Genomic DNA, 16,799 nt, shown 5'->3' with positions numbered 1-16,799 from the left:
AAGCCCGGCAGCGGATTCCGCTTGTCGGGCTTTTTTTGTTTCGATCTAAAGATTTTTGACGCCGTGTCGATACACTGGCTATACGAATCACAAAGTTTAAATGAGGTAGAACATGAACCCGATGTTAGCCCTTCGGCAGTACCAGAAGATTGGCGCTCAGGCCCAGACTTCCGAAGCCAGCCCCCATCGCCTGGTGCAAATGCTCATGGAGGGTGGTCTGGATCGCATCGCTCAGGCCAAGGGTGCCATGGGGCGCAAGGATATCCCCAACAAAGGCATTTTCATCGGCAAGGCGATCGGGATCATCGGCGGCTTGCGTGAGGGCCTGGACCTGGAAAACTCTATTGAGTCTGTGGGTGAGCTGGACAAGCTGTACACCTACATGATGAAGCGTCTGACAGAAGCCAACGTCAAAACCGATCCAAAGATTCTCGACGAAGTCGCCGATCTGCTTCGCACCGTCAAAGACGGCTGGGATGCTATCGCCGCGCCAGGTCCGCAGTTTTAAGGAGATCACCATGAGTCTTGTATTGCAGCGAATCGAACAAGCCCGTGATGGCCTGGTCGGTGCTTTGGCTGAGCGTAACTGGGAAGCCATTGGTGAATTGGACCTGGCTTGCCGTTCCTGCATGGAAGATGTCTTGAGTGAAGCTTCGGGGGACGAGGCCGCGTTGCGCGATAACCTTGAGGAGTTGCTGGGGGTGTATAAACAGCTTCTGGAGGCGGCGACAGGGGAGAGGCAAGCGATAGTCGATGAGATGTCGCAGATCCACCAAGCACAAAACGCGGCAAAGGTTTACCATCTGTTTGGTTAATTAATCCCCGGTTAATCCAAACATAGTGCGCCATAAATTTGACTGTGCACGGTTTTTTGACTTAACTAGTGGCTGGTTGAACATTTCAGGCGTCTACAGGCATCAACGTGTCTGCAAGCGTCTAGCTTGCCCCCTCATTTCGGGCATTGAGTTGACTAGGGAAGTTGCAATTGCATGTGGCGTGAAACCAAAATTCTGCTGATTGATGACGATAGCGTCCGTCGCCGCGACTTGGCGGTGATATTAAATTTTCTTGGCGAAGAAAATTTACCTTGCGGTAGCCATGACTGGCAGCAGGCTATAGGCTCATTGTCGTCAAGTCGTGAAGTGATCTGTGTCCTCATCGGGACAGTCAATGCTCCTGGCGCACTTACGGGCTTGTTAAAGACACTCTCTACCTGGGATGAGTTCCTTCCGGTTTTGTTAATGGGCGATAATTCTTCCGTTGACTTGCCAGAAGACCAGCGTCGCCGAGTGCTTTCGACCCTCGAAATGCCACTCAGCTACAGCAAGTTGCTCGACTCCCTGCACCGTGCCCAGGTCTATCGTGAGATGTACGACCAGGCCCGCGAGCGCGGTCGTCATCGCGAACCCAATCTTTTTCGCAGTCTTGTCGGCACCAGCCGGGCGATTCAGCACGTCCGTCAGATGATGCAACAAGTCGCCGACACCGACGCCAGCGTGCTGATCCTCGGCGAGTCCGGGACCGGCAAGGAAGTGGTCGCGCGCAACCTGCACTATCACTCCAAGCGTCGTGACGCGCCGTTCGTTCCGGTCAACTGCGGGGCGATCCCGGCCGAGTTGCTGGAAAGCGAACTGTTCGGTCACGAAAAGGGTGCGTTCACCGGTGCCATCACCAGCCGTGCCGGACGTTTCGAGCTGGCCAACGGCGGCACGCTGTTCCTCGACGAAATCGGCGACATGCCGTTGCCGATGCAGGTCAAGTTGCTGCGTGTGTTGCAGGAGCGCACCTTCGAGCGGGTGGGCAGCAACAAGACCCAGAGCGTCGACGTTCGCATCATCGCTGCGACCCACAAGAATCTCGAAAGCATGATCGAGATCGGCACCTTCCGCGAAGACCTGTACTACCGCCTGAACGTGTTCCCGATCGAGATGGCGCCGCTGCGCGAACGTGTCGAAGACATTCCTCTGCTGATGAACGAGTTGATCTCGCGCATGGAGCACGAGAAGCGTGGTTCGATCCGTTTCAATTCCGCGGCGATCATGTCGCTGTGCCGTCACGGTTGGCCGGGCAACGTTCGCGAACTCGCCAACCTGGTGGAGCGCATGGCGATCATGCATCCGTACGGAGTGATCGGCGTGGTCGAATTGCCGAAGAAATTCCGTTACGTCGACGATGAAGACGAGCAGTTGGTCGACAGCCTGCGCAGCGATCTCGAAGAGCGGGTGGCCATCAACGGTCATACCCCGGATTTCTCTGCCGGCGCCCTGCTGCCGCCGGAAGGCCTGGACCTGAAGGACTACCTCGGTGGTCTGGAGCAAGGGTTGATTCAGCAAGCGCTGGATGATGCCAATGGCATCGTTGCGCGCGCGGCAGAGCGGCTGCGTATTCGTCGCACCACGCTGGTGGAGAAGATGCGCAAGTACGGCATGAGCCGTCGTGACGGTGATGAACAGGCAGATGATTGACGCCTGTTTTTCAAGTCCCTCATTTATAGGTGGTTTTTTTTAGGCACGGGTATTGCTACGTCCCTCGCAACGTTCCGTTTAACTGACGGTCAGCCAAGCGAGAGAGCACAATGCCCCAAGCCGCCCAGATGTCTCCTGTCCCTGACGCTTCGGGGCAACCGTTTGTAGAGCAGGCAAGCCGGCTTGGCCTTGAGCAGGCGTTTGCGCTGTTCAACCAAATGTCGAGCCAATTGACCGACTCTTACAGCATGCTTGAGGCCCGGGTCACCGAGCTCAAGGGTGAGCTGGCGGTGGTCAGCGCTCAGCGCATGCAAGAACTGGCGGAAAAAGAACGCCTGGCCAACCGGTTGCAAAACCTCCTTGATCTGTTGCCCGGCGGCGTCATTGTCATCGACGCTCAAGGCATCGTGCGCGAAGCCAATCCCGCTGCCTGCGAACTGCTCGGCCTGCCCCTCGAAGGCGAGCTGTGGCGTCATGTCATTGCCCGCTGCTTTGCGCCCCGTGAAGACGACGGTCATGAAATTTCTCTCAAGGACGGTCGGCGCTTGTCGATCTCCACTCGCTCGCTGGATGCCGAGCCCGGCCAGTTGGTGTTGCTCAACGACCTGACTGAAACCCGTCATCTGCAAGATCAGTTGGCCCGCCACGAGCGACTCTCGTCCCTCGGCCGAATGGTCGCCTCGCTGGCTCATCAGATTCGTACACCGTTGTCCGCCGCCTTGCTCTACGCCAGTCATTTGACCGAGCAGGCGTTGCCGGTCGAGACCCAGCAACGTTTTGCCGGCCGCCTGAAAGAGCGTCTGCATGAGCTGGAGCATCAGGTTCGCGACATGCTGGTGTTTGCTCGTGGTGAGCTGCCGCTGACCGATCGCGTCACACCCAAGGTGCTGATGCAGTCGCTGCAGGCGGCCGCACTGACCCATGTGCAGGACCTGCCGATTCGCTGGCAATGCGACAGTCATTCCGGCGAGTTGCTGTGCAATCGCGACACGCTGGTCGGGGCTATCCTGAATCTGATCGAGAACGCCATCCAGGCCAGTGCCGGCGACGTCCGTTTGAAAGTCCATCTCTACACCCGTGAAAACAACCTGCGTGTATCGGTCAGCGACAGCGGTAGCGGCATCGATACGAAAGTACTGGCGCGCCTGGGTGAACCCTTCTTTACCACTAAAACCACCGGAACCGGCCTCGGCCTGACCGTGGTCAAGGCTGTGGCCCGTGCTCATCAGGGAAAATTGCAGCTGCGCTCGCGGCTGGGTCGCGGCACGTGTGCGCAGGTGATCCTGCCGCTTTTTTGTGGTGAAAAGCCCAGCGCTCAGGGCGCGGAGTGAAGGACATGGCAATCAAGGTTTTACTGGTCGAGGATGACCGCGCGCTACGCGAAGCATTGGCCGATACGCTATTGCTCGCCGGGCACGATTTCAAAGCCGTCGGTTCGGCGGAAGAGGCGCTGGCAGCGGTCGGCTCCGAGGCGTTCAATCTGGTGCTGAGTGACGTCAACATGCCGGGCATGGACGGCCATCAACTGCTCGGATTGCTGCGCGCTCGTCAACCACAGCTGCCGGTGTTGTTGATGACGGCTCACGGCGCCGTGGAGCGAGCAGTCGATGCGATGCGACAAGGCGCGGCGGATTACCTGGTCAAACCGTTCGAGCCCAAGGCGTTGCTGGATCTGGTGGCGCGTCATGCGCTGGGCTGCCTCGACGCTTCCGAGGGCGAGGGACCTGTAGCGTTCGAGCCGGCCAGTGCGCAATTGCTGGAACTGGCTGCACGGGTGGCGCGCAGTGATTCCACGGTATTGATCTCCGGTGAGTCCGGGACCGGTAAAGAAGTGCTGGCGCGTTACATTCATCAGCACTCTCATCGTGCCAGTCAGCCGTTCATTGCGATCAACTGCGCAGCCATCCCCGACAACATGCTTGAAGCCACACTGTTCGGTCATGAGAAGGGCTCGTTCACCGGTGCCATCGCGGCTCAGGCCGGTAAGTTCGAACAGGCTGATGGCGGGACCATCCTGCTCGACGAAATTTCCGAAATGCCGCTGGGCCTGCAGGCAAAGTTGCTGCGCGTGTTGCAGGAGCGCGAAGTCGAGCGGGTGGGGGCGCGCAAGCCGATCACACTGGACATTCGAGTCGTCGCGACCACCAACCGTGACCTGGCAGGGGAAGTGGCGGCGGGGCGTTTCCGTGAAGACCTTTACTATCGCCTGTCGGTGTTTCCGCTGGCCTGGCGTCCGTTGCGCGAGCGCACCGCCGACATCCTGCCGCTGGCCGAGCGTCTGCTGGCCAAGTACGTCAATAAAATGAAGCATGCCGCGGCAAGGCTGTCGCCTGAGGCTCAGGCGTGCCTGATCGGTTATCCGTGGCCGGGTAATGTGCGTGAACTGGATAACGCGATTCAGCGAGCGCTGATCCTGCAGCAGGGCGGTTTGATACAGCCGCAGGATTTCTGCCTGGCCGGGCCGGTCGCCTGTGCGCCGTTGCCAGCCTTGGTGCCGACGTCCGTGCGGGCCATGGAGGTCGAACCCGTGCCGGCCGGGGCATTGGGTGATGACCTGCGTCGCCGTGAATTCCAGATGATCATCGACACCTTGCGCTCCGAGCGCGGCCGTCGCAAAGAGGCCGCCGAGCGTTTGGGCATCAGTCCGCGCACCCTGCGTTACAAGCTGGCGCAGATGCGTGATGCTGGAATGGACGTGGAAGCTTATTTATTCGCCACCTGATTCGTTAGCCATGCAAAGCCCGGGACAGTTTTTGTTTAGAGCGGCCACGGAGCTGGCACCCTTGTTGCTAACACCTCACTACCCGCCGAGTGAGTGTCAAAAAATTGCGGGTCGCCAAAGACGTAGCTCGTCAAAGAGAGTAGACCATGAGCCAAGGTATTGAATTTAATCGATTGATGCTGGACATGCGCTCCATGCAAATGGATGCCATGTCTGCGCCGAAATCGACTGCCGCAGTCCCTGAAATGGGTGGCAGCAGCTTTGCCGACATGCTCGGTCAGGCCGTCAATAAAGTGAACGACACCCAACAGGCGTCCAGTCAGTTGGCCAGTGCCTTCGAGATCGGCAAGAGCGGCGTCGACCTGACGGACGTGATGATTTCCTCGCAGAAGGCCAGCGTGTCTTTTCAAGCGTTGACGCAAGTACGCAACAAGCTGGTTCAGGCATACCAAGACATCATGCAGATGCCGGTTTAAGGACGAATTGAGTCATGGCAGAAGCAGTCGCCGATAATGTTCCGGCCAAGGCCACTCCAATAGACGGCAAGCCGCCGCTGTTCGGGTTGTCCTTCCTGGAAAACCTCTCCGAGATGACCATGTTGCGTCAGGTAGGCCTGTTGGTCGGCCTGGCTGCGAGCGTGGCGATTGGCTTTGCCGTGGTGTTGTGGTCCCAGCAGCCGGACTACCGGCCTCTGTACGGCAGCCTTGCCGGTATGGACGCCAAACAGGTCATGGATACCCTGGCCGCAGCCGACATTCCCTATACCGTTGAACCAAATTCCGGTGCCTTGCTGGTCAAGGCCGATGACCTGTCCCGTGCGCGAATCAAACTCGCGGGCGCTGGTGTCACTCCCAGCGACGGCAACATCGGTTTTGAAATTCTCGACAAGGACCAGGGCCTGGGTACCAGCCAGTTCATGGAGGCGACCCGATATCGTCGCGGTCTCGAAGGCGAACTGGCCCGCACCATCTCCAGTTTGAACAACGTCAAGGGTGCCCGCGTGCACCTGGCGATTCCGAAAAGCTCGGTGTTCGTGCGCGACGAGCGCAAGCCGAGCGCTTCGGTTCTGGTGGAGCTGTACTCCGGCCGCTCGCTGGAGCCTGGCCAGGTGCTGGCGATCATCAACCTGGTGGCTACCAGCGTTCCCGAACTCAGCAAATCCCAGATCACCGTCGTCGATCAGAAGGGCACCTTGCTCTCCGATCAGGCGGAGAACTCCGAACTGACCATGGCCGGCAAGCAATTCGATTACAGCCGTCGCATGGAAAGCATGCTGACTCAGCGCGTGCACAACATCCTGCAACCGGTGCTGGGCAACGATCGCTATAAAGCCGAAGTCTCGGCCGACGTGGATTTCAGTGCTGTCGAGTCGACCTCCGAGCAGTTCAACCCGGATCAACCGGCCTTGCGCAGCGAGCAGTCGGTCAATGAGCAACGCACCGCCAGCAATGGTCCGCAAGGCGTGCCGGGTGCTTTGAGCAACCAGCCACCAGCGCCAGCCTCCGCGCCGCAAACCACCGGTGGCGCTACCGCGGCGGCCGGCATGGTGCAGCCAGGCCAGCCATTGATTGATGCCAACGGTCAGCAAATCATGGACCCGGCCACCGGCCAGCCTATGCTCGCACCGTACCCGGCGGACAAGCGTCAACAATCCACCAAGAACTTCGAGCTCGACCGCTCCATCAGCCACACCAAACAACAGCAGGGCCGTTTGAATCGCCTGTCGGTGTCTGTGGTGGTGGATGACCAGGTCAAGATCAACGCGGCCAACGGCGAAACCACCCGTGCACCGTGGAGCGCCGATGAATTGGCGCGCTTCACTCGCCTGGTACAGGACGCCGTCGGCTTCGACGCCAGCCGTGGCGACAGCGTCAGCGTGATCAACATGCCGTTCTCCGCCGAGCGCGGTGAAGTGATTGCCGATATTGCGTTCTACTCCCAGCCATGGTTCTGGGACATCGTCAAACAAGTGCTGGGTGTCTTGTTCATCCTGGTGCTGGTGTTCGGTGTGCTGCGTCCGGTGCTCAACAACATCACCGGTGGCGGTAAAGGCAAACAGCTAGCTGGCTTGGGTAGCGACGTCGAACTGGGTGGCATGGGCGGTCTGGACGGCGAACTGGCCAACGACCGCGTCAGCCTCGGTGGCCCGACCAGCATCCTGCTGCCGAGCCCGAGCGAAGGCTATGACGCACAGTTGAACGCAATCAAGAGTCTGGTGGCAGAAGATCCGGGTCGCGTGGCCCAGGTCGTGAAAGAGTGGATTAACGCAGATGAGTGATAACCGAGCCGTTGCCGCCAAACTGAGCAAGGTCGACAAAGCCGCGATTCTGCTGCTGTCCCTGGGTTCAACCGACGCCGCCCAGGTGCTGCGCCACATGGGGCCCAAAGAGGTCCAGCGTGTGGGTGTGGCCATGGCACAAATGGGTAACGTGCACCGCGAGCAGGTCGAGCAGGTGATGAGTGAGTTCGTCGACATCGTCGGCGACCAGACCAGCCTCGGCGTCGGCTCCGACGACTACGTGCGCAAAATGCTCACTCAGGCACTGGGCGAAGACAAGGCCAACGGCCTGATCGACCGTATCCTGCTGGGCGGCAACACCAGCGGCCTCGACAGCCTGAAGTGGATGGAGCCGCGCGCCGTCGCCGACGTGATCCGTTACGAGCACCCGCAGATCCAGGCGATCGTCGTGGCGTACCTCGATCCGGACCAGGCCGGTGAAGTGCTGGGTAACTTTGACCATAAAGTGCGTCTGGACATCATTCTGCGGGTTTCCTCGCTGAACACTGTGCAGCCTGCGGCCCTGAAAGAACTCAACCAGATTCTCGAGAAGCAGTTTTCCGGCAACTCGAATGCCGCGCGCACCACCCTGGGTGGCATCAAGCGTGCGGCAGATATCATGAACTTCCTCGACAGCTCGATCGAAGGTCAGCTGATGGACTCGATCCGCGAAGTCGACGAAGACCTGTCCGGTCAGATCGAAGACCTCATGTTCGTGTTCAACAACCTGTCCGATGTCGACGACCGCGGGATTCAGGCGCTGCTGCGCGAAGTGTCCTCCGACGTGCTGGTGCTGGCCCTCAAAGGTTCGGACGAAGGCGTCAAAGAGAAGATCTTCAAGAACATGTCCAAACGGGCGGCCGAACTGTTGCGCGACGACCTCGAGGCCAAAGGCCCGGTGCGTGTCAGCGACGTGGAAACCGCGCAGAAAGAAATCCTCACCATTGCCCGCCGTATGGCCGAAGCCGGAGAAATCGTTCTCGGCGGGAAGGGCGGCGAAGAGATGATCTAAGGTCACTATGTCGTCCAAACATGATGAGTCCAACACCGACCTGATCCGTGGCAAGGACGTCGGTGGTTTCGACGTCTGGTCGCTGCCCAGTTTCGACCCTTTTGTGCCGGAGCCCGAGCCTGAACCTGAGCCTGAGCCTCCGGAAATGGAAGAAGTGCCGCTGGAAGAAGTCCAGCCACTGACCCTCGAAGAGCTCGAAAGCATTCGCCAGGAGGCCTACAACGAAGGCTTCGCCACGGGTGAGAAAGAAGGTTTTCACAGCACCACGCTCAAGGTTCGTCAGGAAGCCGAAGTGGCGCTGGCCGCCAAGATTGCTGCTCTGGAGCAACTGATGGGGCATCTGTTCGAGCCCATTGCCGAACAGGACACCCTGATCGAAAAGTCCCTGGTCGACCTTGTGCAGCACATCACCAAACAGGTGATTCAGCGCGAACTGGCCATCGACTCGACGCAGATCGAACACGTCATGCGCGAGGCTCTCAAGCTCTTGCCGCTGGGCGTGGGCAATGTGCGGCTGTACATCAATCCGCAAGATTTCGAACAGGTCAAAGCCCTGCGCGAACGCCATGAAGAAACCTGGCGCATCGTCGAGGACGAGGCGTTGTTGCCCGGCGGTTGCCGGGTCGAGACTGAACACAGTCGTATCGACGCCACGGTCGAAACCCGCGTTGCGCGGGTCATGGACAAGCTGTTCGATCAGTTGCACGAACAGGCCTTGCACCCGGCCGCGGCGGATCTGAGTCTGGAACTGCCGATCAGCGACAAACCCGCGATCGCGCCGGTCGAACCCGAACTGGACGACCCTGATGCGCCTTGATCGCACCAGCTTCGCCAAGCGTCTCGGCAGCTACGCCGAGGCCACGGAGCTGGAAGGCGCGCCGATCCTTGAGGGCCGCTTGCTGCGCATGGTCGGCTTGACCCTCGAAGCCGAAGGCTTGCGCGCCGCCATGGGCAGCCGCTGCATGGTCATCAATGACGACAGTTATCACCCGGTACAGGTCGAAGCCGAAGTCATGGGTTTCTCCGGCAGCAAGGTGTTTCTGATGCCGGTCGGCAGCGTGGCCGGCATCGCTCCCGGTGCCCGTGTGGTGCCTCTGGCTGATACCGGTCGTCTGCCGATGGGCATGAGCATGCTCGGGCGGGTGCTCGATGGCGCCGGTCGCGCGCTGGACGGCAAGGGTGGGATGAAGGCCGAAGATTGGGTGCCGATGGACGGCCCGACCATCAACCCGCTCAAGCGCGAACCCATCAGCGAGCCGCTGGATGTGGGTATTCGCAGCATCAACGGTTTGCTGACGGTCGGCCGTGGTCAGCGACTCGGCCTGTTCGCCGGTACCGGCGTGGGTAAGAGTGTGCTGCTGGGCATGATGACCCGCTTCACCGAGGCCGACATCATCGTCGTCGGGCTGATCGGTGAGCGGGGTCGTGAAGTTAAAGAGTTCATCGAGCACATCCTCGGTGAAGAAGGGCTCAAGCGCTCTGTCGTCGTGGCGTCCCCGGCGGACGATGCGCCACTGATGCGTCTGCGCGCGGCCATGTACTGCACGCGAATTGCCGAGTATTTCCGCGACAAGGGCAAGAACGTCCTGTTGCTCATGGATTCCCTGACCCGATTCGCCCAGGCCCAGCGAGAAATCGCCCTGGCCATCGGCGAGCCGCCAGCGACCAAGGGTTATCCGCCATCGGTGTTCGCCAAGCTGCCGAAACTGGTTGAGCGGGCCGGTAATGCCGAGAAGGGCGGCGGTTCGATCACCGCGTTCTACACCGTATTGTCCGAAGGCGATGACCAGCAGGATCCGATTGCCGACGCCGCGCGAGGCGTGCTCGATGGGCACATTGTGCTGTCCCGGCGCCTGGCCGAGGAAGGTCATTACCCGGCCATCGATATCGAAGCGTCCATCAGCCGGGTCATGCCGTCGGTGGTATCGCCAGAGCACATGATGCGCGCCCAGTATTTCAAGCAGCTGTGGTCGCGTTATCAACAGAGTCGAGACCTGATCAGCGTCGGTGCCTACGTTGCGGGTGGTGATCGGGAAACCGATCTGGCGATCTCCCTGCAACCGCAGTTGGTGAAATACCTGCGCCAGGGCCTGAACGACAGCATCAGCCTGGGCGAAAGCGAAGCCTATCTCGGCTCGATCTTCGCCCCCGCGGCCAGCGGGTAACCGGCCATGGCCCAGAGCCGAGCCTCGCGCCTGGCCCCCGTGGTCGAAATGGCTGAAAAGGTCGAGAAAACCGCGGTCCAGCGCCTGGGGCACTTCCAGGGGCAGGTCCGCCTGGCAGAAAGCAAACTCGCCGACCTCGAAGCCTTTCGCCTCGACTATCAGGAGCAATGGATCGTGCGCGGCAGCAGTGGCGTGTCGGGCCAATGGCTGCTGGGTTATCAAGGCTTCCTTGCGCAACTGGGTACCGCCATCGACCAGCAGCGACAAAGCCTCGTGTGGCATCAAAATAATCTGAACAAGGCGCGCGAAAGCTGGCAACAGGCGTATGCCCGGGTCGAAGGCTTGCGCAAACTGGTGTCGCGCTATATGGATGAGGCACGGCGGCTGGAGGACCGGCGCGAGCAAAAGCTGCTGGATGAGTTGTCCCAGCGGTTACCGCGTCAGGATCCTTACTGATCAGGCAGCGCTCAACAATTTCGTGCCTTGCTCCCGCCCCCGCCAAGTGCTAAACCTTGTACACGTAAGTTCACCCATGACAAGGAAGCCGTTCAATGTCAGTTGTTACAGAAGTATCTCAAGGTGGGCAAAAACTGACGATTTCGATCAAGGGACGATTCGATTTTGCCAAGCATCAGGAATTTCGTGAGTCCTATGAGAATCTTGAGCCAAAACCCGGATTCTTCGAAGTGAACCTGAAGGACGCCACCTACCTCGACAGCTCAGCGCTCGGCATGTTGTTGCTATTGCGTGATCACGCCGGTGGCGAGAATGCCGAGATCACGTTGACCAACGCTAATGCAGATGTGCGCAAGATTCTCGCCATCTCCAACTTCGAACAAATCTTCGACGTGGCGTGACCGCCATGCAGTCCTTGTTCGAGCCGCTGACGATCCTGATCGCTGAAGACAGCGCGGCCGATCGCATGCTGCTGTCGACCATCGTCCGTCGCCAGGGCCATGAGGTGCTGACGGCCGCCAATGGTGCCGAAGCCGTTGACGCGTTTCGCCAGCAACGGCCGCAACTGGTGCTCATGGACGCGATGATGCCGGTGATGGACGGTTTCGAGGCGGCGCGGCAGATCAAGGTGTTGGCAGGGGAAACCCTGGTGCCGATCATCTTCCTCACCTCGCTGACCGAAAGCGAAGCGCTGGCCCGCTGTCTGGAGGCCGGGGGTGACGACTTTCTGGCAAAGCCCTACAACCAGGTGATCCTCGCCGCCAAGATCAAGGCGATGGATCGCTTGCGGCGGTTGCAGGCCACGGTGTTGCAGCAGCGTGACCAGATCGCCAGGCACCACCACTACCTGCTCAACGAGCAGCGAGTGGCCAAGGCCGTATTCGACAAGGTGGCTCACTCCGGCTGCCTGAATGCACCCAATATCCGCTACCTGCAATCGCCCTATGCGCTGTTCAACGGCGATCTGCTGCTGGCTGCGTTTACCCCGGCCGGTGACATGCATGTGCTGCTCGGTGATTTCACCGGCCATGGTTTGCCGGCCGCGGTCGGTGCGATGCCCCTGGCCGAAGTCTTTTACGGCATGACTGCCAAGGGTTATGGCCTGTCCGAAACCTTGCGCGAGATGAATGCCAAGCTCAAGCGCATCCTGCCGGTGGACATGTTCTGTTGTGCAACGCTGCTGTGCCTGAGTTTTCAGCGACGTTCGGTGGAGGTCTGGAACGGCGGGATGCCGGACGGGTACCTGCACAGCATCGCCAGTGGTGAGCGCACGGCGCTGAAGGCTCGGCATTTGCCGCTCGGCGTACTGAACCCACAATCGTTTGATGACCGCACCGAGGTGTTTCCCATGGCGGTCGGGGATCGGGTCTTCCTGTTGTCCGACGGGGTGATCGATACCTGTGATGCCAACGAACAACTGTTTGGTGTGGAGCGACTGCAGCAGGTGTTTGCGGCCAATCATCAGCCTGATGAGTTGTTCGAAAAGATCGAGCAGGCGTTGCGGGACTTTCGCGGCGAGGCACGCGATGACGTGAGCATGGTCGAGGTCAGTCTGCTGGACGCCGCGCAACTGAGCCCGCCGGCGCTGGTGTATTCCGACAGTGGTCAGTCTTGCCCGCTGGACTGGTCAGTGAGTTTCGAGTTTCGCGCCGCCACGCTCAGACGTTTCAATCCACTGCCGTATCTTCTGCAATTGCTGCTTGAGGTCCACGGTCTGCGGGCTCAGAGCGGGGCGCTCTACAGTGTTTTGGCCGAACTGTATTCCAATGCCCTGGAGCATGGCGTGCTGGGGCTGGATTCGGCGCTCAAACGCGATGCCTCGGGTTTTACTCGCTATTATCAACAGCGCAAAACGCGCCTGGACGATTTGCAGGACGGCTTCGTGCGGGTGCATTTGCAGGTTGTCCCGAGGGGCGAGGGCGGCTGCCTGACGGTTCGGGTCGAAGACAGTGGCAAGGGTTTCGATGTCGCGCGGGTGATGGAGCAGCCCGTCGATGGCGTCCGTCTGTCGGGACGTGGTGTCAGTCTGATCCGTCAATTGGGCCACAACGCGAGTTGGTCCGATGAGGGTCGAAGTGCCCGCGTGGAATTTTTCTGGGAGGCTCTGGCATAATCCACGCATTCTTGATCAAGGAGTGAGCAAGTGGCTGACACACACCTGGACCGCGACGTGCTGAACGCGTTGCAAGAGGTCATGGAGGATCAGTATCCGGCGTTGCTGGATACCTTCATCGCCGATTCCGAAGAGCGTTTGTGCATCTTGCATAACGCCGAAGATGCCGCGCAACTCATGAATGCTGCCCATAGTTTCAAAGGCAGTAGCAGCAACATGGGCGCCATTCGCCTGGCTGAGTTGTGCAATGAGCTGGAACAACGCGCCAAGCAAAAAAGCCTCGCCGGCATTGAAAAATTGGTGGGCGAAATTGATGGCGAATTTGCCATTGTTCGACCGCTCTATGAAGCCGAGCGCCAGCGCTCTCTTGCTGACTGAGACGACCGCCCGGCGCTTTTAGCACCGGGCACTAAAACCTGGCGCGACCTTTGCAATAATCTCCGTCAACTGTACCTACGATCCCAGTGCAGCGGAGACTGTTCCATGCCCGTTACCCCCAATATGCTGCTTCAGGCCGCCGCGCAGGCCAAGACTCAAGCCGCTTCCGCCAATACACCGGCGCTGGCCGCTGAGCCTGGGGACAAGGCGTCCAGCTTCGCTCAGGTCTACGCCAATCAAGCCCAGAACAAGCCCTCTGCCGTGTCTGACGGATCGGCAAAGCCGGTACGCGATAAAACCCCGGACAGCCTTGGAAAGAAGGACGTCGACAACGACAAATCTGCCGCCCCGGAACCCGCGGTTGCCGATAGCGGCAAATCCTTGCCCGCCGATAAACCGGCGCCGGCTGACGACAAGGCTGCCAGCGATCAAGCCTCGGATTCCGCTGAAACGTCGGTCGCCGATGCCGCGCCTGTTGACCCGACTCTCGATCCTGCTTTGATGCAGGCAGCCCAGCCGGCAGCACCAGCGCCGACGACTGCGCCAGTGGTAGTCGCCGCGCAGGTCGAAGCGCCGATTGTTGCGGCCGTTACAGCGGCAATCTTTCCCGCCGCAACCACTGACACCGATTTCGACCCCGAAGCCGATCCCCTCGACGCGCTGCCAGCCGTGCGCATGGCCATGGAGCAGAGCGGTCACGTTTCCGCTTCCAGTCAGGCTCAGCCGAAAGCGACACCGACCTCGACCCAGGCTCAGGCCGACGGCGAATCGACCTCGGCGCAGAACTTTGCCGCGGGCATGGCGAGCATGCTCGACGTGCAAGCCGACAAGGACAGCACTGGCCAGGGCGGCGACAAGGCCTTCAGCGGTCTTATCGATGACGGTCTCAAGGACCTGAAGTCCGCGACCAGCGATACCCGGGTCGACGATTTCGCCAACCGTCTGGCGGCGCTGACCCAGGCGGCCACGCCGAAAACTGCCAATGCCTTGCCGGTGAACCAGCCGATCGCCATGCACCAGAGCGGCTGGACCGAAGAAGTGGTGAACCGGGTCATGTACCTGTCCAGTGCCAATCTCAAGGCGGCCGACATCCAGTTGCAACCGGCCGAACTGGGACGCCTGGACATTCGGGTGAACATGGTTCCGGATCAGCAGACTCAGGTGACTTTCATGAGCGCCCATCCAGGCGTACGCGAAGCGCTGGACGGGCAAATGCATCGCTTGCGTGACATGTTTGCGCAGCAGGGCATGGGCCAGGTCGACGTCAACGTGTCCGACCAGTCCCGTGGCTGGCAAGGTCAGGGGCAGGATCAGGCTCAACAGGGCCAAGGCCAGGGCGGGCGCACCAACGCCAGCGGTGGTCGCCTCGATTCCATGGACGACGAGCTTGCGGTTAGCGTTGCCGAAGTTGCGGCCAGCACCACCAGCGTCATCGGCTCCAGCGCAGTCGACTACTACGCCTGATTTCTCTCCGATCGTTCCCACGTCGAGGCGTCGAACCGTCTGCGTGGGAATGCCTCAATGGACGCTCCGCGTCCGCTCTTGCATGTGACGCGGAGCGTCACGGGCTGCATTCCCACGCAGAGCGTGGGAACGATCAAACTGTCCTTCCAGTTTTCCCTCAGACACTTCTGGCATAACACTTGCTCTTGCCTTGCCGTGCGACTGTGAAAACCCGAATAGTGACGGATTATTGGCATGGCGAAGAGCGAAGCAGCAGTAAAAGACCCCGCAACCAAAGGCAAACTCAAACTGATCATCGTGATCGTGGTGGCCCTGCTGCTGGCGATTGGTTTGTCTGTGGGGGCAACCTGGTTCTTCATGCACAGCGCCCAGAGCAAGCCTGTCGCCGCGGCAGAAACCGCCCCGGTCGGCAAGCAGCCAGCGATTTTCGAGCCCATGGCTCCGGCCTTCGTGGCCAACTACAACCAGAACGGTCGTCAGCGCTACATGCAGGTGAGCATCACCCTGCAGGGGCGCAATCAGGCCGATCTGGACGCGCTCAAAGTCCACATGCCGGTCATCCGCAATAACCTGGTCATGCTGTTCTCCGGCCAGGACTTCGCCACCCTGGCGTCGCCAGTCGGCCAGGAAATGTTGCGTCAGAAAGCCACGGCCAGCGTCCAGGAAGTGGCGCAGAAAGAACTCGGCAAAGTGGTCATCGAACAGTTGCTCTTCACTAATTTCGTACTGCAGTAGGAACACGACATGGCCGTGCAGGACCTGCTGTCCCAGGATGAGATCGATGCGCTGTTGCATGGCGTCGACGATGGTCTGGTGCAGACCGATACCGCTGCCGAACCCGGCAGCGTCAAAAGCTACGACCTGACCAGCCAGGATCGCATCGTCCGTGGACGCATGCCGACCCTGGAGATGATCAACGAGCGTTTCGCCCGCTACACCCGCATCAGCATGTTCAACATGCTGCGCCGCTCGGCGGACGTTGCCGTCGGTGGCGTGCAGGTGATGAAGTTCGGTGAATACGTGCACTCGCTGTACGTGCCGACCAGCCTCAACCTGGTCAAGATCAAACCGTTGCGCGGCACCGCGCTGTTCATCCTCGACGCCAAACTGGTGTTCAAGCTGGTGGACAACTTCTTCGGTGGCGACGGCCGCCACGCAAAGATCGAAGGGCGTGAATTCACTCCGACCGAACTGCGTGTGGTGCGCATGGTGCTGGAGCAGGCCTTCGTCGATTTGAAGGAAGCCTGGCAGGCGATCATGGAAGTGAATTTCGAGTACATCAACTCGGAAGTGAACCCGGCCATGGCCAACATCGTCGGTCCGAGCGAAGCCATTGTGGTGTCAACGTTCCACATCGAGCTCGATGGCGGCGGCGGCGACCTGCACGTGACCATGCCGTACTCGATGATCGAACCGGTACGTGAAATGCTCGACGCCGGCTTCCAGTCGGACCTCGACGATCAGGACGAGCGCTGGATCAATGCCTTGCGCCAGGACGTGCTGGACGTTGACGTACCGATCGGCGCCACGGTGGCCCGCCGTCAGTTGCGCCTGCGGGACATTCTGCACATGCAGCCGGGGGATATTATCCCGATCGAGATGCCGGAAGAGATGATCATGCGCGCCAACGGCGTGCCTGCGTTCAAGGTCAAGATGGGTTCGCACAAAGGCAACCTCGCGTTGCAAGTGATCGAGCCGATCGAGCGCCGTTGATTGGCGCTCGTACACACTCGCTTTTAACTGACG

Annotated in this window: 17 protein-coding genes; all 17 read left to right on the top strand. The window is 60.0% G+C overall.

What is annotated here, in order from left to right; all coding sequences use genetic code 11:
* Window positions 1-112 precede the first annotated feature (112 nt).
* Window positions 113-508 carry a flagellar export chaperone FliS gene (gene fliS / locus ACYZT3_RS20440; protein ID WP_282377478.1) on the top strand — a complete coding sequence of 132 codons (396 nt, stop codon included), beginning with the start codon at window positions 113-115 and terminating at the stop codon, window positions 506-508.
* Between the two features lie 10 nt (window positions 509-518).
* Entirely contained in the window at window positions 519-815 is a 297-nt protein-coding gene (locus ACYZT3_RS20435) for a flagellar protein FliT (protein ID WP_282377479.1), read from the top strand.
* Window positions 816-989: 174 nt separating this feature from the next.
* Window positions 990-2,465: a sigma-54 dependent transcriptional regulator gene (locus ACYZT3_RS20430; RefSeq protein WP_282377480.1), complete on the top strand. Its 1,476-nt coding sequence runs from the start codon at window positions 990-992 to the stop codon at window positions 2,463-2,465.
* A gap of 128 nt (window positions 2,466-2,593) precedes the next feature.
* Entirely contained in the window at window positions 2,594-3,796 is a 1,203-nt protein-coding gene (locus tag ACYZT3_RS20425) for a sensor histidine kinase (RefSeq protein ID WP_282377609.1), read from the top strand.
* 5 nt (window positions 3,797-3,801) lie between these two features.
* The gene (gene fleR, locus ACYZT3_RS20420; RefSeq protein ID WP_282377481.1) at window positions 3,802-5,187 is read left to right on the top strand and encodes a sigma-54-dependent response regulator transcription factor FleR; all 1,386 of its coding nucleotides are present in this window, start codon (window positions 3,802-3,804) and stop codon (window positions 5,185-5,187) included.
* Window positions 5,188-5,333: 146 nt separating this feature from the next.
* Complete coding sequence (gene fliE / locus ACYZT3_RS20415; RefSeq protein WP_282377482.1) at window positions 5,334-5,663, top strand: flagellar hook-basal body complex protein FliE; 330 nt, start codon at window positions 5,334-5,336, stop codon at window positions 5,661-5,663.
* Between the two features lie 14 nt (window positions 5,664-5,677).
* Window positions 5,678-7,465 carry a flagellar basal-body MS-ring/collar protein FliF gene (gene fliF, locus ACYZT3_RS20410; protein WP_462030576.1) on the top strand — a complete coding sequence of 596 codons (1,788 nt, stop codon included), beginning with the start codon at window positions 5,678-5,680 and terminating at the stop codon, window positions 7,463-7,465.
* A complete protein-coding gene (gene fliG / locus ACYZT3_RS20405) occupies window positions 7,458-8,477 on the top strand; it encodes a flagellar motor switch protein FliG (protein ID WP_282377484.1) in 1,020 nt (339 codons plus the stop codon). The genes fliF and fliG overlap by 8 nt, the downstream gene beginning before the upstream one ends.
* 7 nt (window positions 8,478-8,484) lie before the next feature.
* Window positions 8,485-9,294 (top strand): flagellar assembly protein FliH, encoded by an 810-nt coding sequence (fliH, locus tag ACYZT3_RS20400; protein WP_282377485.1) that lies wholly within the window; start codon window positions 8,485-8,487, stop codon window positions 9,292-9,294.
* On the top strand, window positions 9,284-10,642 hold the full coding sequence (gene fliI, locus ACYZT3_RS20395; protein WP_462030575.1) for a flagellar protein export ATPase FliI: 1,359 nt from the start codon (window positions 9,284-9,286) through the stop codon (window positions 10,640-10,642). Before fliH ends, fliI begins: the two co-directional genes overlap by 11 nt.
* 6 nt (window positions 10,643-10,648) lie before the next feature.
* On the top strand, window positions 10,649-11,098 hold the full coding sequence (gene fliJ / locus ACYZT3_RS20390) for a flagellar export protein FliJ (RefSeq protein WP_282377488.1): 450 nt from the start codon (window positions 10,649-10,651) through the stop codon (window positions 11,096-11,098).
* 95 nt (window positions 11,099-11,193) lie between these two features.
* Entirely contained in the window at window positions 11,194-11,499 is a 306-nt protein-coding gene (locus tag ACYZT3_RS20385) for an STAS domain-containing protein (protein ID WP_462030574.1), read from the top strand.
* A gap of 5 nt (window positions 11,500-11,504) precedes the next feature.
* Window positions 11,505-13,211: an ATP-binding SpoIIE family protein phosphatase gene (locus tag ACYZT3_RS20380; protein ID WP_462030573.1), complete on the top strand. Its 1,707-nt coding sequence runs from the start codon at window positions 11,505-11,507 to the stop codon at window positions 13,209-13,211.
* A gap of 30 nt (window positions 13,212-13,241) precedes the next feature.
* On the top strand, window positions 13,242-13,589 hold the full coding sequence (locus ACYZT3_RS20375; protein ID WP_282377491.1) for an Hpt domain-containing protein: 348 nt from the start codon (window positions 13,242-13,244) through the stop codon (window positions 13,587-13,589).
* Between the two features lie 105 nt (window positions 13,590-13,694).
* Entirely contained in the window at window positions 13,695-15,053 is a 1,359-nt protein-coding gene (locus ACYZT3_RS20370) for a flagellar hook-length control protein FliK (RefSeq protein ID WP_462030572.1), read from the top strand.
* Between the two features lie 234 nt (window positions 15,054-15,287).
* The gene (fliL, locus tag ACYZT3_RS20365; protein ID WP_282377493.1) at window positions 15,288-15,788 is read left to right on the top strand and encodes a flagellar basal body-associated protein FliL; all 501 of its coding nucleotides are present in this window, start codon (window positions 15,288-15,290) and stop codon (window positions 15,786-15,788) included.
* Window positions 15,789-15,797: 9 nt separating this feature from the next.
* Window positions 15,798-16,766, top strand: coding sequence for a flagellar motor switch protein FliM (gene fliM, locus ACYZT3_RS20360; protein ID WP_282377494.1), 969 nt, complete (start codon window positions 15,798-15,800; stop codon window positions 16,764-16,766).
* The last annotated feature ends 33 nt before the right edge of the window (window positions 16,767-16,799 follow it).

It is taken from the genome of Pseudomonas sp. MDT1-16 (assembly GCF_054898115.1).
Note: the sequence above shows the minus strand (reverse complement) of the source record. Positions and strands in the feature narration are given on the sequence as shown.